Origin of the sequence: Pseudobdellovibrio exovorus JSS, from assembly GCF_000348725.1 — a bacterium.
Taxonomy (GTDB): Bacteria; Bdellovibrionota; Bdellovibrionia; order Bdellovibrionales; family Bdellovibrionaceae; genus Pseudobdellovibrio; species Pseudobdellovibrio exovorus.
The window spans coordinates 390,599-408,506 of the sequence record NC_020813.1 but is presented as its reverse complement, the minus strand read 5'-3'; the positions used below and the strand labels follow the sequence as shown (position 1 = coordinate 408,506).

At 42.1% G+C, this 17,908-nt stretch carries 21 protein-coding genes, 1 tRNA gene and 1 riboswitch; of the genes, 8 read left to right on the top strand and 14 right to left on the bottom strand.

Annotation, left to right across the window (positions count from 1 at the left end; genetic code table 11):
* The first annotated feature begins 12 nt into the window (after positions 1-12).
* The 5 genes from A11Q_RS02140 to A11Q_RS02120 all read left to right on the top strand — a co-directional run bounded on the left by A11Q_RS02140 (position 13) and on the right by A11Q_RS02120 (position 3,669).
* Positions 13-1,239, top strand: coding sequence for a hypothetical protein (locus tag A11Q_RS02140; RefSeq protein ID WP_015469139.1), 1,227 nt, complete (start codon positions 13-15; stop codon positions 1,237-1,239).
* Positions 1,240-1,414: 175 nt separating this feature from the next.
* Positions 1,415-1,795 carry a hypothetical protein gene (locus tag A11Q_RS02135; RefSeq protein WP_015469138.1) on the top strand — a complete coding sequence of 127 codons (381 nt, stop codon included), beginning with the start codon at positions 1,415-1,417 and terminating at the stop codon, positions 1,793-1,795.
* Positions 1,796-1,804: 9 nt separating this feature from the next.
* Positions 1,805-2,158, top strand: coding sequence for a hypothetical protein (locus tag A11Q_RS02130; protein WP_015469137.1), 354 nt, complete (start codon positions 1,805-1,807; stop codon positions 2,156-2,158).
* A gap of 150 nt (positions 2,159-2,308) precedes the next feature.
* A complete protein-coding gene (locus tag A11Q_RS02125) occupies positions 2,309-3,397 on the top strand; it encodes a bifunctional methionine sulfoxide reductase B/A protein (protein WP_015469136.1) in 1,089 nt (362 codons plus the stop codon).
* Complete coding sequence (locus A11Q_RS02120; protein ID WP_015469135.1) at positions 3,394-3,669, top strand: hypothetical protein; 276 nt, start codon at positions 3,394-3,396, stop codon at positions 3,667-3,669. The genes A11Q_RS02125 and A11Q_RS02120 overlap by 4 nt, the downstream gene beginning before the upstream one ends.
* On the opposite strand, the gene A11Q_RS02115 is transcribed toward A11Q_RS02120, so the two are convergent.
* Complete coding sequence (locus A11Q_RS02115; protein ID WP_015469134.1) at positions 3,666-4,664, bottom strand: EamA family transporter; 999 nt, start codon at positions 4,662-4,664, stop codon at positions 3,666-3,668. The genes A11Q_RS02120 and A11Q_RS02115 overlap by 4 nt on opposite strands.
* Positions 4,665-4,695: 31 nt before the next feature.
* Positions 4,696-4,793: riboswitch (purine riboswitch) on the bottom strand.
* Positions 4,794-4,952: 159 nt separating this feature from the next.
* Between A11Q_RS02115 and A11Q_RS02110 the strand changes: the two genes are divergently transcribed.
* Positions 4,953-5,420: a YehS family protein gene (locus tag A11Q_RS02110; RefSeq protein WP_015469133.1), complete on the top strand. Its 468-nt coding sequence runs from the start codon at positions 4,953-4,955 to the stop codon at positions 5,418-5,420.
* A gap of 21 nt (positions 5,421-5,441) precedes the next feature.
* On the opposite strand, the gene A11Q_RS02105 is transcribed toward A11Q_RS02110, so the two are convergent.
* Positions 5,442-5,681: a hypothetical protein gene (locus tag A11Q_RS02105; RefSeq protein WP_015469132.1), complete on the bottom strand. Its 240-nt coding sequence runs from the start codon at positions 5,679-5,681 to the stop codon at positions 5,442-5,444.
* 102 nt (positions 5,682-5,783) lie between these two features.
* Between A11Q_RS02105 and A11Q_RS02100 the strand changes: the two genes are divergently transcribed.
* Positions 5,784-6,488, top strand: coding sequence for an SWIM zinc finger family protein (locus tag A11Q_RS02100; RefSeq protein WP_015469131.1), 705 nt, complete (start codon positions 5,784-5,786; stop codon positions 6,486-6,488).
* A 196-nt stretch (positions 6,489-6,684) separates the two neighbouring features.
* Here the strand turns inward: A11Q_RS02100 and A11Q_RS02095 are convergent, their stop codons facing one another.
* The 7 genes from A11Q_RS02095 to rpsU form a co-directional block, all read right to left on the bottom strand.
* Complete coding sequence (locus A11Q_RS02095) at positions 6,685-6,972, bottom strand: helix-turn-helix domain-containing transcriptional regulator (protein ID WP_015469130.1); 288 nt, start codon at positions 6,970-6,972, stop codon at positions 6,685-6,687.
* Positions 6,953-7,309: a type II toxin-antitoxin system RelE/ParE family toxin gene (locus A11Q_RS02090; RefSeq protein WP_015469129.1), complete on the bottom strand. Its 357-nt coding sequence runs from the start codon at positions 7,307-7,309 to the stop codon at positions 6,953-6,955. Before A11Q_RS02090 ends, A11Q_RS02095 begins: the two co-directional genes overlap by 20 nt.
* 466 nt (positions 7,310-7,775) lie before the next feature.
* A tRNA-Met gene (locus A11Q_RS02085) sits at positions 7,776-7,852 on the bottom strand.
* 218 nt (positions 7,853-8,070) lie between these two features.
* A complete protein-coding gene (gene rpoD, locus A11Q_RS02080) occupies positions 8,071-9,882 on the bottom strand; it encodes an RNA polymerase sigma factor RpoD (RefSeq protein WP_015469128.1) in 1,812 nt (603 codons plus the stop codon).
* 51 nt (positions 9,883-9,933) lie between these two features.
* Complete coding sequence (gene dnaG / locus A11Q_RS02075; protein WP_015469127.1) at positions 9,934-11,796, bottom strand: DNA primase; 1,863 nt, start codon at positions 11,794-11,796, stop codon at positions 9,934-9,936.
* An 18-nt stretch (positions 11,797-11,814) separates the two neighbouring features.
* The gene (locus tag A11Q_RS02070) at positions 11,815-12,261 is read right to left on the bottom strand and encodes a GatB/YqeY domain-containing protein (protein ID WP_015469126.1); all 447 of its coding nucleotides are present in this window, start codon (positions 12,259-12,261) and stop codon (positions 11,815-11,817) included.
* 31 nt (positions 12,262-12,292) lie between these two features.
* A complete protein-coding gene (gene rpsU / locus A11Q_RS02065) occupies positions 12,293-12,493 on the bottom strand; it encodes a 30S ribosomal protein S21 (RefSeq protein WP_015469125.1) in 201 nt (66 codons plus the stop codon).
* Between the two features lie 128 nt (positions 12,494-12,621).
* On the opposite strand from rpsU, the gene tadA reads away from it, so the two are divergent.
* Positions 12,622-13,167, top strand: a complete 546-nt coding sequence (gene tadA / locus A11Q_RS02060; RefSeq protein WP_015469124.1) for a tRNA adenosine(34) deaminase TadA — start codon at positions 12,622-12,624, stop codon at positions 13,165-13,167.
* Here the strand turns inward: tadA and A11Q_RS13305 are convergent.
* The 5 genes from A11Q_RS13305 to A11Q_RS02035 all read right to left on the bottom strand — a co-directional run bounded on the left by A11Q_RS13305 (position 13,164) and on the right by A11Q_RS02035 (position 17,878).
* Positions 13,164-14,102 (bottom strand): methyltransferase domain-containing protein, encoded by a 939-nt coding sequence (locus tag A11Q_RS13305; protein WP_015469123.1) that lies wholly within the window; start codon positions 14,100-14,102, stop codon positions 13,164-13,166. The genes tadA and A11Q_RS13305 overlap by 4 nt on opposite strands.
* Entirely contained in the window at positions 14,092-14,778 is a 687-nt protein-coding gene (locus A11Q_RS02050) for a response regulator transcription factor (RefSeq protein ID WP_015469122.1), read from the bottom strand. The genes A11Q_RS13305 and A11Q_RS02050 overlap by 11 nt, the downstream gene beginning before the upstream one ends.
* A 12-nt stretch (positions 14,779-14,790) precedes the next feature.
* Positions 14,791-15,156, bottom strand: a complete 366-nt coding sequence (locus A11Q_RS13925; protein WP_015469121.1) for a translation initiation factor — start codon at positions 15,154-15,156, stop codon at positions 14,791-14,793.
* 74 nt (positions 15,157-15,230) lie between these two features.
* Positions 15,231-16,760, bottom strand: coding sequence for a SpoVR family protein (locus tag A11Q_RS02040; RefSeq protein WP_015469120.1), 1,530 nt, complete (start codon positions 16,758-16,760; stop codon positions 15,231-15,233).
* Between the two features lie 14 nt (positions 16,761-16,774).
* Complete coding sequence (locus A11Q_RS02035) at positions 16,775-17,878, bottom strand: DUF444 family protein (protein ID WP_015469119.1); 1,104 nt, start codon at positions 17,876-17,878, stop codon at positions 16,775-16,777.
* Between the last annotated feature and the right edge of the window lie 30 nt (positions 17,879-17,908).

The window sequence follows — 17,908 nt, the reverse complement described above, 5'->3', positions numbered from 1 at the left end:
AAAGAGGCTCCGATGAAGGCAACTCACCTAGCTATTTACACGACCCTTTTCGCTCTACTGAGCACACCAACTGTGTCTCAGGCACAAGCCCGTAGTGAAAAAGATTACTTTAGAACAATGGACCCTCGTGCGCGTCTTGAACTGATTGCCAATATGCGGGTCAAAAGAAGTTTTAAACCTTTATCTGAAATCCGTAATATTGAAGAAGACGACAAAGACAATCAAACAGATAAAATTGATATCGCTCAGTACCTGACAGAAAAATGTGGTTTCAACTACCAAAGAACTGCGGCAGGTATTCAGCGTCCCCAAGTACAATGCACTTATACTCCAAAATCGGCCAGCAATCCTTTTAATGGTATGACCGCAAAGTTTGATTGCTCTTTTGATGCCAAACAAGATGGTGGGAAGAAACGTGTTTTAAAAGTGAAGTATGAGCCGAAGCGCTATGCTGGCGGCGGACATAAAGAAATTCCACAGGCCGTAATGGGAACACTGATGGCTCGAATGATGGGCTTCTATAGCAGTACCTATTGCCCTGTTGATGTTGTCTGTAATGACTGCCCGAGTGAAAATCCTTGGGAGCAAAAGTCGCAAGCTCCGGCTGCCATTGGAAATCGTGTTCTATTTGAAAATGTAGTTGTTGAAATTAAACAAAAGGGATTTCAAGTCACAGACAGCCGTAATACCAATACGGACAAGCCACAGGGATTTAGTTTCCGAAATGAGATGGCTCGTTATGCTCCCCGTGATCGCGCCTTACAGGCACAGCTTTTAACCGAGCGCGAAGCCTTAGCTATCTGGATGAACTTCGTTCGCAGCCAAGATGCCGATCATCATAATAATAAACTTTACTGTTTAAAATCTACAGTGGTGGAAGGTTCCAACCCCAAATGTGATCAGTCTATCGGTGTCATCAACGACTATGGTAATGCTTTTGGATACAGTAAAGCCGACAGACCTTTAAAGCTTTCTGATTTCTCGCGCGATACTTTGATGTCTGGCTCTGGTCGTATCACAGCATGGGGCGCTAGTGGTAACTCAGGTGCAGGAGGCTATACCATTTCGCAGGCGGGACGGGATTTGTTTGTCAGCATGGCAGAAAGCCTAAGCGACAATCAATTAGAAGATATCTTTCAATTGGCACAGGTAGAAAAAGTAAGTGACGGAGACTCCTCTAAATGGAAAGAAGCCTACCGCCACAAAGTTCAGCGAATCAAAAACTTTAGATTTCGCTAAGATGAGGGCACAGTCTTTTTCGCATCGTCTAATCTTTTGACATCTCTGTATTGTTTTTACCTGCGGCATCCCTCGGTAGAGAAAACAAATGGCTTTTGATAGACTCGCCATCAAGTTTTTAAATATGGATTTATATATACGCTTATACACATCTTATACACATAAGGAGACTTCCATGACAAAAGTACTTACTGCAACTTTAGCCACACTGATGATCTTAGCTTCCCAATCGGCATTGGCCACTCCTGGTGATATCGGATGTAAAGGGACTGTGGGCGGAAAGTTAGAACTGAATGTTTTAATTGGTTACAATTATCATGGGCAAGGCGCTGTCTTGATTGATGTTACCGCTAAAGATGATCTTATATTTTCATCTTCAGATGTAAAGTCATTAGTGATGGCGAATGAGACATTGCTGTCAGCTGATTCTGGTTCCTCTACGGTGGATATCGTTCTTAAGAAGACTAATGACGATGGCACAACTAACGCTATTATGGATATCGCCATTTCCGGCGGTCTTAAAGCTTATTCAGTTAATTTAACTTGTGAAATGTAAGAAGCTTTTATGAAGACTATATTGTCCGCGATTTTAACTTTAGGACTTGGCATCAGTGCTTCAGCTCAATATTTCGGTATTCCGATGAAAGATACGGATCAAATCGAAAGCAGTATTCAAGCTTCTATCCAACAAGAACTGAGTGAAGCTGGTTTAGATGGGTTTCAACTTCAGAACTTTAAAGTGGACTGGAGTCCAAAGTCATTTAAATGCTTACAAGCTGATGCTTCCGAGATGAATCCTGAAATGCAAATCGGTGTGTGCGTTGTGAATGTTTCAGCTGTACAAGTGGAAGCGAAAGCAGCCATTGCACGTAAAGCGAACGGGTACTCGGTAAGTATACTTTATGTGAATGTGGAGTAGTCTTAAGTCAAATAAGGATCTTAAGAATTCTTATTTGACTCAAAATGAAACTTAAAGCAGAAGCAGAAAAGCACTGGCAAAATGAAATCTTTCAAGACGAATCAAAATTTAAGATAACATCTTCCAATAAAAACAGCTTAGAATAGTTTTATGAAAAAGTTCGTCCTTCTAGCGTTCTTTTGTGCAGGATTATACCTCGGTCTTAAATGGACTCATCAATTTAGTCCCTCGTCTATACGACAACCAGCAGAGCAAACGGCAACGTCATCTACATCAATACCTCAATCTGAAAAACGGGATTATAAAAAGCCTTCCGAACAAGAACTGAAAAAACGTCTGACACCACAGCAGTACAGTTGTACACAGGAAGCCGGAACAGAACCTCCATTTAAAAATGCCTATTGGGATCACAAGGAAGATGGCATTTATGTCGACATTGTTTCAGGAGAACCTTTATTCAGTTCCTTAGACAAATACGATTCTGGTTCTGGCTGGCCCAGCTTCACTAAACCTATCGACACCAGACATCTAAAGTTCAAATCTGACTTCAAAATAGGCTATGAAAGAAAAGAGGTCCTTTCTAGTAGCGCCGGATCTCATCTAGGTCATGTATTCGACGATGGCCCAAAAGAAGCAGGAGGATTACGCTACTGTATCAATTCAGCTTCCCTAAAATTCATACCTTTAGCTGATATGCAAAAGCTCGGCTATGGAGCCTACCTATTTGATTTTGCAAAAAAGAAATCGTGGGAGGTCGCCACGTTTGCTGGTGGCTGTTTCTGGGGCGTTGAAGATTTACTACGTAAACAAAGCGGAGTCCTTGAAACACAGGTCGGCTATACTGGTGGAGATCTAAAAAATGCCACCTATGAAATCGTTAAACTCGGAAAAACAGGTCATGCTGAGGCGGTACAAATTCTTTTTGACCCTAAAAAAACATCTTACGAAAAACTCCTGACTTATTTTTTCAAAATCCACGACCCGACAACCATGAATCGCCAAGGCAATGATGTGGGGACACAATATCGCTCGGTCGTTTTTTATTCATCACCAGAACAGAAAGCCACATTTGAAAAAGTCAAACAGCGTATAGAAAAATCCAAGGCATGGAAAAAGCCTATCGTGACGCAACTACAGCAACTCAGCGACTTTTGGCGCGCTGAAGACTATCATCAAAGTTATCTACAAAAAGTACCGAATGGCTACACCTGCCACTTCGAAAGAAAGATTGAGTTTTGAGCCTAAAAAATTACTTCTCTGAATTGATTCAAAAGGTTGAGTCCTCTGATACCATCAGTAATGCTGGCAAAGATGAAAATGGCTTCTATAAACCCGTTCGCACCATTATATTGCGCCATTTGAACTTACTGCGTGATCTACACGACAAACCCCGCGCTCGTGATATGGTCAAAGCTTCATGGGCTGCCGTCGTTAAAGAATTACCACCGGAATGGTTAGTACTGAATGCAGAAGATCGAAAAACACTAAAAGAAATCCTTGAAGAGGATTAGTGATTTTGATGAGGTTCACCCAAAGTCTCTTTAGCTGTCCCAACAATGCGGTAATTTAAAACGACAATGGCAGCAAGGATAATCACCACTCCGAGCCACTGGCTGGCATTTACTGTTTCATGTAGCAGAGCAAAGGCAATTAGAACAGCACAGGGAAGCTCTGCTGAAGCCACAATACTGCCAAGCCCCACGCCGATTATTGGAAAGCCTTTATTGAGCAATAACGGCGGCATCACCGTACCAAAAAGTGCGACTAACAAACCATAGCCAGAAAAAATCGAAAAATTAAACGCCTGACTTTGAATCATGTCTTGATTCAGCAATTCAAAATTTAAATAGTACGGAGCAATCTGTGTCAGAAATGAAAACACCAGAGCTACCATCATCCCGCCACTGACCATCAACTGACTGCGTTTAATAACAGGCAAGTGTGAAGCCACAGCGCTGTTTGAAAAAAGTGTCCAACTAAAAGATAGGGCTGATAAGAACCCAAAGATGACTCCACGAATATCTAAAGATCCAGAAGATGCATTTAAAGCATTGGTCGCAAGGACTGTTCCAAATAGAACCAGCACGACGCCTAAAGCTTTCGCCATACTGGGCCACCGACGACTGTGAATAGACTCGACAACGACGCCAATCCATACCGACTGCATTAATAACACCACGGCAATAGAGGCGTTAATATACTTCACTGATGTGTAGTAAAGTAGACTCGTAAGTCCTAATGGTATCCCCGCAATAAGTAACTGAAGCGTATCCTGAGATGTGGGAGCTTTGCCTTTTTTATTAAAGAGGTAATCGAAGACTGTTAAAAACAAAAGGCCCCAGACAAACTGAGCTATCACCACTTCGGCCGTCGTAAACCCGTGTTGATATGCCAGCTTCACAATGGTGGATAGCATGCCGTAACTTGAGGCGCCCAGTGCAACGAATAAAACTCCTTGAGTCGTACTTCCAGATTTCATTTCTTCAGTGTTCGAGTGAACTATCATTTTAAAACCCTATCGGCCCCTTAAGTAAGAAGCACTTTATAGACGTTCCAATAGTCAACTCTTAGCGGCAGTTGGTAGAGACGTTCAGCCAAATTCTGAACTTATATTAGCTCGTATTTCTAACATTTAAGCTATCATACGTCCTTGCATATGACAATATAGCGACAAAGACCATGGTCGAACTCAAGACGCTACATAGGCTGTAAAAACTAGAACTTTGTTTAAGCAAAATGAGCGTGCCGTGCGACTGCCATTTACTATCTGCTCAAAATCAGTTAAGTCTTATTCATGCTTAATAACGATGTTCTTCGCAGTCTTCGCTACATTATTAATGTAAATGATCAAAAGCTTATCGAAATTATCGAACTGGCAGGTCTTAAAGTTCCTTTAGCCGATATACAGAGCTTCTTAAAAAACGAGGAAGATCCGCAATATTCAATCTGTAGTGATGTGATCATGGCCCATTTCTTAGATGGCCTTATTTATTACAAACGGGGCAAGGATGAGTCAAAACCGCCGATGCCATTTGAGTTTCCAATATCAAATAATTTAGTTTTAAAAAAACTGCGCGTGGCCTTTCAACTGAAAGAACCGGATTTGCACGAATTGCTTGAACTAGCCGATTATCCCTTGGGCCGCGCTGAGATGAGCGCCTTTCTAAGAAAAAAGGACCACAGCAACTACCGCGAATGCGGCGATCAGGTTTTGCGCTATTTCTTAAAAGGTTTGAAAATTAAGTTCCGCGGAAAAGACTAAGTAGGCCTTTTCTATCTGCGATTATTCTTTTGTTTTAAGTTTGCTGTCGTTATCTTTAATAAACTGTTTAATCTCATCGGCGATAGTTAATAATTTTAGCCATTGCTCTTTGTAAAGCGTTATCGGAAAACGACCCATTCCGTACACAGACAAGGCTCCTTTTTCGCTGACCTTCATGCTGAGGGTTCCAGATTTTTTATTTTTTAACGCTTCATTTTCTGCACGCAGGCGATCAAGTTCGGCTTTTAAATCTTCTGACATACAACCCCCAAATGTGATGCTTGATACTAAAACAATTACTCACCTTGGTCTACGCAATGTTTTTACTTTACCCGCAAGGCGAAACATTATTAGGATTGACACATGTCGACTGAAAACTGGGAACATTTCTTTAAACCTGAAGTCCGCTCAAGCGGCCGCGCACTGTTTACGCAAGGCAAAACATCTCTATCACAACCGTCTGATACCGAAGTTGTTGCGTTTATGCGAACAACTCCGCCGTTTAAAGTCAGTTTAAAATCAAATGCAGTTTCAAGCCCCACTCTGTTTGTAGATTGCAACTGCCCAGCTGGAAAGAAGGATCTTTTCTGCAAACATATCTGGGCCACACTATTAGCTACAGAAGGTAAAAATCCTGATTTCTTCGAATCTAAATTAGAAATAGAAAAAATGACCTCAGCGTCTCATGTGAAAGCAAAGCCAACAGCCCAGTCCCAAGCATGGGAAGAAAAAAAAGCAGCACTCAAAGAAAAACAAAGCTTACTTCGCAAAATCCAATATCAAAAGCAAAAGCTGCGCCTTAAAGAAATGAAGCATTCCAAAAAAAGTATTCCGAATGAACCCTCTTTCCCAAAAGACGTTGAAAACTCTTTGGTGTATTTTTCGCAAAATGGCTTTGAATTAAGAACTGAATTAACCCAAGAGCTCGTCAGCGCCGCCAAGAAAAAACTATCGCTGGTATTTCACCCTGATCGCAATGGAAGCCACGTAGAAATTATTGAATTAAATAAGCATGCTGATGTTTTAATGAGATATGTAAAAAAAATAACAGCTACAGACGAAGCTTAAAGAAAATATCTTCAATAAAAAAGCCCACTTTTCAGTGGGCTTAGTGTCTCTCCAGAGGCTCATTTCCGAAGAGACATCCTTTAGAAACATCCAAAGGATAATTTAAATAATATAATTGTGGGAGCGCGTAGTTTTGTTTTCTTTAATGATTTCAACACTCGTTTTTAAGAAGCATTACAAGACGCTACAAATGCCTTCAAGCTGCTGGCTTTACCCCGAGACTGAGCTTTAATGGAGCCAAAAGTTTTTCGAGCGTGCCTTTTGTTGGATTATGAGCCGGATTGATTGCTCTTTGAATCGCAGAATCTTCCATTTCAACCAACTGTGCATACTCTTTAACTCCATACAGGCGAATCAGCCTTCCCAATGCCGTCTGTAAGTCGTCACCCTCGTCCAACAGAGCCAATAAAAAGCTTTGCGCATAGTTGGTGTCTCGAAGCTCTTGCGAAACATCTTCGCTCCAATTACTGCTTCTTGTTGGCATCTTGATCCTCCAAATAAGTCTTTAACAACTCTTTCGCCTTTTCAATGTCATCTGCCTGCGTAGATTTATCTCCACCATTCAGTAGCAAGATTATCTCGTCACCATGAACAGAGAAATAAACCCTGTGTCCTGAACCAAAAAAGAATCTTGCTTCCAGAACACCATCACCAACAGCCTTGTAATCACCGAAGTGACCATCTTCAAAGCGAGCAATTCTTGCCGCTACTCGGGCGCGAACTGAGTCATCCAGAGTCCTAATCCATTCCGAATAAGGAGCCTTGCCACTCTCTTGGTGAAAAATCTTGATGATATAAGGCCTTGATTTAATATGTATCATATATGTTACCCATTGTCAATGGGATCATGTTTTGCTCGTGATCTCTGCCCCAGACTTGCGTATATAGATCATCATGGTGTCCATGTCTTCCTACCCCCTGAGCCATCACTTTGCTGAGCGCTACGCCTATTGCTTATAATAGCAAGATCGTCCCTACCCACTTACTCAAAAAGAGATAAGGCAAAATCGTAGCCAACGAATTTGATGTTTAATTTCTGCAACAAAGTCCTCAATGACAGCGAAACCTCCAGAATTCGGACACATTATCAGATTCTAAAATAATAGATAAAATATTTGTGTACCTTTAAGTACGACCATCAATATCTTAGAGTTGAAGCGGGGACTAAGAACGCTAGGTCTTGTTTATTTAAGACTTTTTGAATCTATCTAACGTGAAGTGAAGAGAACCTGTTTTCTTTATCTGTTTTTGGATTTCCGTGTGCTTTTGAAAAGTACCATCCGAAAATGGTAGGGGCGCAGGGACTTGAACCCCGGATCCTCCGGTTATGAGCCGGATGCTTTAACCAACTAAGCTACACCCCCACGTTGGTATCCTATTTGAAGTTCAATAAGATTATCAAAACGAAAAAGAGAGATCAAATGATCTCTCTTCGTTTTACTTGCTTTACTGATGGTTATTTTTTTGATGGGCTTTGAAAATGCTTAAAACGAGTTCGGCTTTGGCGCGAACTTGCGAACGCAAGTGAGTGCCAAAACGCATGTCCGAGGCTTTAAGTATTTTCAAAGCCCATCAAAAGAACCTAGCTATCAACAAAAGTCTTCAACTTGTTCGAGCGGCTCGGATGACGCAACTTGCGTAGCGCCTTAGCCTCGATCTGACGAATACGCTCACGAGTTACGTTGAAATCTTGTCCCACTTCTTCCAAAGTGTGGTCAGACTCTTCACCGATACCGAAACGCATACGCAGAACTTTCTCTTCACGTGGAGTCAATGTCGACAACACACGACGAGTTTGTTCAGCCAAGTTCAGATTCACAATCGCTTCTGCAGGATTGATTACCTTTTTATCTTCGATAAAGTCCCCTAAGTGAGAATCTTCTTCTTCACCTACCGGAGTCTCTAAGCTGATCGGCTCTTTTGCGATTTTAAGGACCTTGCGTACCTTATCAACCGGCATGTCCATTTTGTCTGCGATCTCTTCAGGAGTCGCCTCGCGGCCTAATTCCTGAATCAACAGACGCTGTGTACGCACCAATTTGTTAATCGTTTCGATCATGTGAACTGGAATACGGATCGTACGCGCCTGATCGGCAATCGCACGAGTGATCGCCTGACGAATCCACCATGTCGCATAAGTCGAAAATTTGAAACCACGACGATATTCGAACTTATCAACGGCTTTCATCAAACCGATATTACCTTCTTGAATCAAATCCAAGAATTGTAAGCCACGATTCGTGTATTTTTTTGCAATAGAAACAACTAGACGTAAATTCGCTTCAACTAGTTCAGATTTCGCAAGATCCGCTTCACGTTCACCTTTCCAGATAGCCGTGTAAGTTTCTTGGATCCATTTGAAATTCATCGCTGTGTCTTCGTGAAGGCGTTTTAAGCGCACTTCCGCTTCTTGAGCTTGAATCACGTATGAACGGAAACGACCAAACGACAAACCTGTGTCGCGAGTCATTTTCGCCAACTCTTTTTCGTTCGATTCGATCAGTTTCAAACGCTCAACCATCGAAGGCACATCTTTCGAGAATGTTTTTTCAACACCATCTTTAATACGGCGACGTAAAGTTCCCATACGGCTCACTAAGTTTTTAAACTTAATCACCACGCGATTGATTGTTTTACGATTGAAGTTGATCGATTCAAAGTTCGACATCAATTGCTGATTCAGAACTTTCAACTCTTCCATTACTTTATTACGCGTATTCAGGTTTAAGCCTTCATCGCGCAATTGAATAAAGTATTTCTCGGTTGCTGTTTGGTACTCAGTTACGATGTTCATCAACTGATGAATTTTTTCGATATACTCTTTTTCGTCGTATTGGGTGTCCTCATCTTCCAAACCACGGAAGATTGATTTTACTTTAATACGCCCTTCATCTAAGCGTTTACCTAAATTGATGATCTCGTACGTTCCCAACGGAGATAACAACATCGATTTTACGATCTCGCGCTCACCGCGTTCGATACGTTTTGCGATTTCAACTTCACCATCACGAGTCAATAAAGACACAGATCCCATTTTGCGTAAGTAAAGACGAACAGGGTCACTTCCCTTAACATCTTCACCCGTCGCTACGTCTTCATCGTCTTCATCTTCTTCTTTATCAACTTCAGATAAGAATTCTTCTTTCTCTTCTGAACGTGTAGTTTCAGTGTGTTCTGTGATCACAACACCATTCGCTTCCAGAGATTGCATGAACGCATCCAATACGCCCATAGCCACTACTTCTGGTGGAAGGCTTTCGTTGATCTCTTCGATCGTCACACGGCCTTTTTCTTTTTGTAGCTTAATTAGCTTTTGTACTTCTTCTTTGGCTAAAGCTTCCTGCTCGGCAATCGAAAGAACTTTTGTATTTTCTTTGGAATTTTTTTCGGACATTAGCACTCCACCTAAATCTATTGGACCATCTTTAATTTAAAAAAATACAAATTAATTTTTATCGGTTTTGTTTAAAGAAATTCTGTTGCGTTGCAAATCGTCGATTTCTTTTAACTTGTCGATATCATTTTTGTTAATTCCCAGAGCGATTCGTTTCGCCTGTTCTTTCAAAAACGTCTGTTGAATTCGCTTACAACAATCCGCGATCATTTTGTTTTCTTTTTCAGTATCGAAATCCACAGAATTCGCGACTGTCGAAAACAAGAGTTCCGGACGATCAACTTGCTCTATCAGCAGACTGGTCAATCTATCAAACTTAGCAACGTCTTGTCTATAAACTTGCTCTGCATTTTCGAGGAGTTTTTTAACACCTAAGTGACTGATTTGGCTTAAGATTTGCTGATCTAAAATCGTCTGAAAATTGGCACGACTCTTGAGCGCAAGTTGCATTAACAGCACTTCTGCCTGCGAGGATCCTGAAATCGAAAATACAGGCTTCTTAGGCTCATTCGCCGCTGTTGTCGCAGGCTTTTTTACCTCTGAATTCGCATCCGGTCGAACATCAGCCCTAGAGTCCGCACTCCAATTACGAGAGGTCTCGCGATTCGAAGAGGCTGAACTCAGTGCTGAGCGCACCCAGTCTAAACCCACATTCATGCGGTGGGACAATTCCTGCGCATATAAACTTTTCAGTCTTGGGTCAGGAATAGCCTCAAAAACAGGACGAACAAGGTCCATCAGCTTTACTTTTTGAGCCGCTTCGCCTCTGTAATCTCGCATCCACATTTGTAAAACCATATTAAATAGCTCTGGGCTTGTGTCGATTTTAGCTTTCAGAGACTCCATCCCGAATTGACTGACGTACTCATCGGGGTCCTTCGCCTCAGTCAAAACAAGTCCTTTCGGATAGAGCCCTGCCGCCAGTAAAAGCGGAAGACTGCGTTCAGCCGCTCTTTGTCCGGCCTCATCACCATCAAACAACACGACCACATTGGTGGTTAATCTTTTGATGAGTTTTGCGTGTTCAGCGGTTAATGCCGTTCCCATGGTGGCCGCCACGTTCTTCAAACCCGCTTGGAATAAGGAAACTAGGTCCATGTAGCCTTCAACAATAATCACTGCATCTTCAGAACGAATATATTTCGCTGTATGAGCTAACCCATACAACACGCGGCTTTTATTGAAAACCGGAGTTTCGGGACTATTCAGATATTTCGGTTCACCCTGAGCATGAATCCGTCCACCAAAGGCCAATACTTCCTGAGTCGGAGACAAAATCGGAAACATCAAACGATCACGGAAAAGATCAAAATGACCATTACCCTCTTTACGGGCTTTCACCAGTTTGGCCTCTTCAGCCAAAGCCGCAGGGACTTTTTGACGATGCAGGTGATTCGATAGAGCTTCCCACTCGTCCGGTGCAAAACCGATGTGGAACTCTTCTAAAGTTTCAGGTTGAAGTTTACGTTTTTGCACATAGGCTTTGATGGGATGATCATTCGGAGCACGCTTCAGCATCTCGCGAAAGAATTCCATCGCTGTCTTGTTCGCTTTCAACATCAGCTTTTTTTTATCTTGCTGCTCGTGATAGTGATCGTTGTGAGCTTCGTGCACAGGTTCAGGTAAAGGGATCGAAGCGCGTTCAGCAAGATACTCTACCGCTTCAGGAAAACTCATCCCATTATAATCACGTAAGAAACTAAAAAGATTTCCGCTTTTCTTACAGCCAAAACAGTGAAAGACCTGCTTCGATTCAGACACAGAAAAACTCGCCGTTTTTTCAGCGTGATCTGGAAACGGACAGCGGCCCATATAGCCACCGCCACTTTGTTTTAATTGAGTGTACTGAGAGATGATATCGACTAAGTTGTTGGCTTCCTGCACTCGATCTACAAATTCGGGTGAATAGCGCAAAAAATTCCTCCGAACTAACTAGCTGAGCTTCGCTTTAACAACTTCACTGATCGTTTTACCATCCGCTGTTCCACCGGAACGAGCTTGGGTTTCTTTGATCACTTTCCCCATATCTTTAATACCAGCAGCACCGACAGCCGTGATCACTTCAGCCACAAGAGCTTCCACTTGTTCACGTGTCATCTGAGCCGGCAAATAAGCTTCTAAAACTTTTAATTCAGCGGTCTCCGCTTCAGCCAAGTCAGTACGACCGCCAGCAGAGAATTGTTCAATAGATTCTTTACGTTGCTTAACAAGTTTTTTGATCACAGCCATTACATCGTCTGCCGTGATTGGATTCGGGCGAGAATCGATTTCTTTGTTTTTGATCTGTGCGTTTAAGAATCTAAGAGTATTTAATTTAACAGTGTCTTTAGACACCATGGCCGACTTGATGTCGGCCATTATTTTTTCGCGAATTTCCACGATGGTGCTCTCCTAACGGAGCTAAGAGAGATTAATCTCCCCAGCTACGACGAACTTTTTTATGTGCGCGCTTGCGTGCAGCGATGGATTTTTTCTTAGCAGAAACACTTGGTTTTTCAAAATGTTCACGCTTTTTTACTTCAGAAAGAATACCAGCCTTTTCACAAGACTTTTTGAATTTACGGAATGCTCCTTCGAAGCTTTCTCCGTCTTTAATTCTAACTAATGCCACAGGTCCTCACCCGCCTTCCATAAGTGGACTTGCTGTCGATCAAAGGTCGTCGTTTATAAAATAAAACGGCAACAGCCTTGATCCCAGAATGAAAATCAACTAAAGAGGTATAACAAAGGGCACCTCTGATGACACCCAAGAAACCATCAAATGACACGCTAGGTCAATCAAAAATGGACCTTCATCTGCAATCCCAGCAGGATGAGCGCTTTATGCGTTTAGCACTTAAATTAGCAGAAAGAAGCGAATCCCTCGGGGAAGTGCCTATCGGAGCCTTAATTGTTGATAAAAATGGCAAAATCATCGCCAAAAGCACCAATCTACGGGAAAAACATGCCACCACCCTAGGCCACGCAGAACTGGTCGCCATCCATCGCGCCTGCAAAAAGCTGAACTCATGGCGCCTACTGGATTGCACGCTGTACGTGACCCTTGAGCCCTGTTTCATGTGCGCCGGAGCCTTAGTGCAGTCCCGCATCGGTCGTGTGGTCTATGCCGCCCATGACCCCAAGGCCGGAGCTTTACAGAGCTTGGCGCAATTAGGTCAGGACACTCGCCTGAACCACCGCTTCGATGTGACCGCAGGTATTTTAGAAAACGAAAGCAGTCTGTTATTAAAAAGTTTTTTCAAAACAAAGCGCGATCTTAAAAAACAAAGTAAATCTATTCGCTAGCTTCCCATCGAAACACGGCAATCCCATGTGTTCTTCTTTATATCGAGCTGAATTTCTACATTTAGAACTTGTCCTGCTTCCACCCAAATCTGTTCACGCACAGGAATTAAAAACTGTGCCCAATTGGTCGGAGGCATGAGCGGTGATGTCGACAAAATATTTTCTTGATCGAAGATAATTTGAAAAAAACCAACAAGCCCCGTGCACCATCCTGTTTTTGAAATGGGATAGGTAAGCTTCACCTCTGACAAAGGCTTGGCATCAGAAAGAAAATCAACATGTGCCACCTCTTGAGGCGAAGATAAAAAGATATCTTCTGTCTTCAAAACAATCTTCAGCGGCTTATTATTTCTAGCCGCACTTTGTTTGATTTCTTCACGATGTAGCGTTGAAAAATCTATCCCGTAAAAAGGTTCTTTCCAAAAAGCCGCATCCATATGAAATGCGGGATGGAATGCTGGGACTAAATGCAGACCAAGCTCTTGTGGTAAAATCTTTCCTTGCGGTTTTAAAAAGTGAGCCCGTGCATAAGCTAACTTTTCAACCATTCCCTCATCCCAAAAAAAATCGCCGATTTGATCGTGCAAAATAATGTCGGCATTTTCAGGTAAAGACAGCTCAAACAAATCACCTTGGATGAATTCAATCCGATCAGAAAGCTGGTTCCGTTCGGCAACCTCGCGGGCCACATGAATCATGTTGGATTGCTCAATGGCGTAAAGCTTACGGGCCCCTGCTTTTAAGGCCATAAAGCCCAAAATTCCTGTACCGCAACCAATATCCACGACAACACTTTCAGGTGTTATATACCTCTGTAATGCCGATTGATAAGCTTCGTTGCGCCGATAGTCGCTTAAGTAGATCTTATGCAGATCAATCGCTTCCCACCAGTTTATGTCATTGGATTTTTTAGCTGAATCCGAATCACTCGCCATCTAAACGATAACCAAAACCTGGAACAGAAGATATCTGCCCTATGAATCCATTGATTTTCTTTTTTAGATAGTTGATCTGTGAATCGACATTTCGTTGCGTGACATCTGCATGTCCCCAGATCTCCGTCATAAACAACTGACGTGATACAGCTTGATTACGATTTTCAATTAGGAGTTTTAAAGTTTCAAATTGCTTTGGAGTCAACACCACCTCTTGATTATCTAAAAAGCACTGTCGTGAATTCAGATTCATCTTAAGGTTGCCCACTTTTAACTGACTTATGCTCTCTAGCGCATAACTTTGCAGTCTTTTTTTAACTCGCAACATAAGCTCTTTAGGATGGAATGGCTTTGAAAGAAAATCATCGCCACCCGATTCTAATGTTTCAATTCTTTCATCTGAACTCACAGCACCCGAGATAAAAATAATCGGTATGTGTCGTAAGCTCGGAGCATCTTTAATGATTTTACAAAGCTCAACACCCGTCACGTATGGCATTTTATAATCCATGATAATCAAGTGTGGCTTCAAAGCATGAATCAGCTCTAACGCTTTTTCAGCCTGACACACATAGTGACACTCAAATTCTGACGAAAGAATCTCTACCATCAACTGACAGCTTTCTTCAAAATCATCGACGATCATTATCTTCTTTTTTGTTCCAGAATCTTTCACAGCTAATCCTTCTTACATGCCTTTGTACTTGATTTGTTTTTTGTCTAAAATTTTCTTAATTGCATCCCGCTTATCACCTTGGATTTCAATAATTCCAAAGTCTCCAGCTATACGATGCGAGCCACCCACGCCACATTTTACTTTTAATTCTTTTGTCAGCTCTTTTAAGAAGGGCTCGAAGGCAGGAAGTTTATCCATCACAGTCACGGTCTTACCGCCACGACTTTGAGTTTCAAGGCGGAACACCACCACATACTTGTTTTGATCCACAAGAGTCTGCTGAGCCGCTAAGTTCTTATTCTTTTCTAGCTCACCTGATAGCAAAGCCTGATCCTTGGGATCAGTCGAATAGACTAATACGCGATCTTTGGTAGACAAGGTGGTTCTCCTCTTCTTACACCAGTTTATGCCTAAACTTACTACATAAATTTAACGACTACGCAGGTAAGACTTTATGTCTTAGTGAGTTCCTGTTGTTCAGCGGTTTCTTTCTTATTATCACCATCTAAACTGTGTTTTGTATAGCTGTTCCCGTCAAATCTGAAAAGCTGCGCTTCGTTATCCATCAAAGTTACAATGTTAACAGGCCGTTTCCACAGTTTAAACAGGTTTCTCATGGTTGCATCCATATAATCCGGTTGTAGATCCAATCCTTCGTGAACATGAGTCATTAAGAGTTCTCCACGATTTTCGAAATTGGCATCCTCGATTTTAATAATGGGCTGACCGAAGTTCGTCATTTGAAACAGTAACTGAGCTTTGATGGCTTTAAAGTCTCTTGTGTCGACTTCGAAGCGTCCGGTCTCTTTATTCATCTTGTAGACAAACATGCGATTACGAACACAGAAATCTTCTGTAAGAAACTCATCGATAAAAGTGACATCATTGTAGATTTTGCGAACTTCAAATATTTTTTCACGACCTAAGCCAGTTTTCTTATCCCAGCTTTTACGTTCGCGAATATCATCACACTCATCCCACTCGCGACCAAAGCGCCCTTTATTCCAACGCTCTTCAATATCACGAAAGAGTTCAATACCCACTTTATACGGATTATAGCCCCCCATCTGCATAAACATTGTTCCTGAATGATGGTCAGCAAAATCAATGATTTCGGAGTCATTCAAAATATGTCGAGTCATCATATAAGAATGCCAGTAGGATGCCCACCCCTCGTTTAGGGTCTTTGTCATTCCCTGTGGAGCAAAATAATACGCTTCATCACGCACGATAGTCAGAATATCCTGCTGCCAATCTTCAAGTGGCGCATAATACATCAAAAAAGAAAGCACATCGCGTACAGGCTGAGCAGGAAAACGAACTTTCATTTGCTCGCGCTGACTTTGTTTTTGTTTCTGATCTGCAATGTAATCTGGAGGATTAATATAATTTCTCATGTAGGGTTTTTCTACCCGAAACATGTAATCTTCACGGCCGCTGGTCACCGGAGCATCATCCGTCATTTTCGGTGGACCATTTAAAATACTATGACGATCAATGAGGTTTTCTAAACTTAAACACGTATCAATAAATTGTTCGACAGTATCATAGCCATGGCGATCAATGTAGCGACGAATGCGCGTGGCGTGATTGGCCATTTGATCCATCATTTTGCGATTAGTTTTTGAAAACCACACATTGTTCTTAAAAAAATCACAGTGACCATACACATGGGACATAACCAACTTCTGATCCATCATCGAGTTGCCTTCCATCAGGTAGGCATAACAAGGGTCCGTGTTGATCACCATTTCGTAAATTTTCGATAGACCATATTCATAGGATTTAGAAAGCTGTTCATACTCCATCCCGAATTTCCAATGGGGATAGCGCACTGGAAAGCCGCCATAGGCTGCAATTTGGCTGATTTGATCATAGGTAATCAATTCAAAAATAGTTTCAAAGAAATCCAAACCACAATCTTTTGCGATCTTACAAATTCGTTTGCGTTCTGTTTCTAGCTCAACAGTTAAATTTGCCATGTGCTACCCACTTCTTATTTACCTTTGCCCAAGAAATCTTTGATCGAGTTTAAAATTTTATCGCGATCTTCAATTTGGCTCAGAGTCAAACGCTCGTCCTCAGCGAACTCTTTCTGTAGATCTTTTAAGAATTGACCACTGCCGTATTTACTTTCTACCTGCCCATAGGAAAACACATTTACATTCGGCAGGAAAAACTCTTTCAAAAGGTTTAAGCAAAGGCGCGTGTCTTCACCACTCCAGTTGTCACCATCGCTGAAATGAAAGGGATAGATATTCCATTCGCTTGTGGCGTAATCGCTTAAAATCATTTGCTGACACAGTTTATACGCCGAGCTGATCAAAGTTCCGCCGGACTCACTGGTACGGAAAAACGTGTTTTCATCTACTTCTTTTGCAGAAGCATCGTGGATAATAAAACGAGTCTCTAAGCCTTTGTAGTGTTTCTTTAACCACGTGTTAATCCAAAAAGATTCTAATCTGACGATTTCTTTTTGCTCGTCCCCCATTGAACCTGAAACGTCCATCATATAAATGACCACCGCTTTGGTGTGAGGCATCTGCGTCTTTTTGATAGTGCGATACTGATAGTCGCGGCGAATAGGCACAATAACAGGATCTGTCGGATTGTAAGTTCCTGAAGAGATATAACGTGTCAGTGCTTTTTTATAGGTTTGTTTGAATTTACGTAAACCTTCAGGCCCGACAGGAGCTAGGCCCGAGTATTTATGACGTTCCGTCACGATATTTTTAGCGCCCTTCGGTTGAATGTTAGGAAGTTCTAACTTTTCACCAAGGATATCAGCCAGCTCATCTAAAGAGATCTCCACTTCGAGCATGTGCTGACCCGATTCACTGCCCGCTTCGCCTTGTCCATTACCCGATTGCCCAGAAGCATCACCTGAAGACGGATCACCGTCACCTTGTCCGACACCCTGTTCATTTTGTTTAGGACCATAGCGAAAAGTAGGAATATCTACACGGGGAATCGGAATCTTCACGAACTCATCTTCGCGTTTACCGATCAGCTCCCCGTTGGTCACATAGCGTTTAAAATCGTCGCGCACACGGCCCTTAATAATATTTCTAAACCGATTTTGATCTTCGCGTATAGCCATGTTTGCCCTGTCTCTTCTTACTCTTTATTT

Bases quoted from the DNA above. Each gene is read 5' to 3' on its own strand.
- A11Q_RS02110 (WP_015469133.1), top strand. From the start codon at position 4,953: ATGCTTAATAACGATGTTCTTCGCAGTCTTCGCTACATTATTAATGTA.
- A11Q_RS02100 (WP_015469131.1), top strand. From the start codon at position 5,784: ATGTCGACTGAAAACTGGGAACATTTCTTTAAACCTGAAGTCCGCTCA.
- A11Q_RS13305 (WP_015469123.1), bottom strand. From the start codon at position 14,102: ATGGCGAGTGATTCGGATTCAGCTAAAAAATCCAATGACATAAACTGG.
- A11Q_RS02040 (WP_015469120.1), bottom strand. From the start codon at position 16,760: ATGGCAAATTTAACTGTTGAGCTAGAAACAGAACGCAAACGAATTTGT.
- A11Q_RS02035 (WP_015469119.1), bottom strand. From the start codon at position 17,878: ATGGCTATACGCGAAGATCAAAATCGGTTTAGAAATATTATTAAGGGC.
- tadA (WP_015469124.1), top strand. From the start codon at position 12,622: ATGACACCCAAGAAACCATCAAATGACACGCTAGGTCAATCAAAAATG.
- A11Q_RS02130 (WP_015469137.1), top strand. From the start codon at position 1,805: ATGAAGACTATATTGTCCGCGATTTTAACTTTAGGACTTGGCATCAGT.
- rpoD (WP_015469128.1), bottom strand. From the start codon at position 9,882: ATGTCCGAAAAAAATTCCAAAGAAAATACAAAAGTTCTTTCGATTGCC.
- A11Q_RS02095 (WP_015469130.1), bottom strand. From the start codon at position 6,972: ATGCCAACAAGAAGCAGTAATTGGAGCGAAGATGTTTCGCAAGAGCTT.
- A11Q_RS02090 (WP_015469129.1), bottom strand. From the start codon at position 7,309: ATGATACATATTAAATCAAGGCCTTATATCATCAAGATTTTTCACCAA.
- A11Q_RS02125 (WP_015469136.1), top strand. From the start codon at position 2,309: ATGAAAAAGTTCGTCCTTCTAGCGTTCTTTTGTGCAGGATTATACCTC.
- A11Q_RS02135 (WP_015469138.1), top strand. From the start codon at position 1,415: ATGACAAAAGTACTTACTGCAACTTTAGCCACACTGATGATCTTAGCT.
- A11Q_RS02105 (WP_015469132.1), bottom strand. From the start codon at position 5,681: ATGTCAGAAGATTTAAAAGCCGAACTTGATCGCCTGCGTGCAGAAAAT.
- A11Q_RS02140 (WP_015469139.1), top strand. From the start codon at position 13: ATGAAGGCAACTCACCTAGCTATTTACACGACCCTTTTCGCTCTACTG.
- A11Q_RS02115 (WP_015469134.1), bottom strand. From the start codon at position 4,664: ATGATAGTTCACTCGAACACTGAAGAAATGAAATCTGGAAGTACGACT.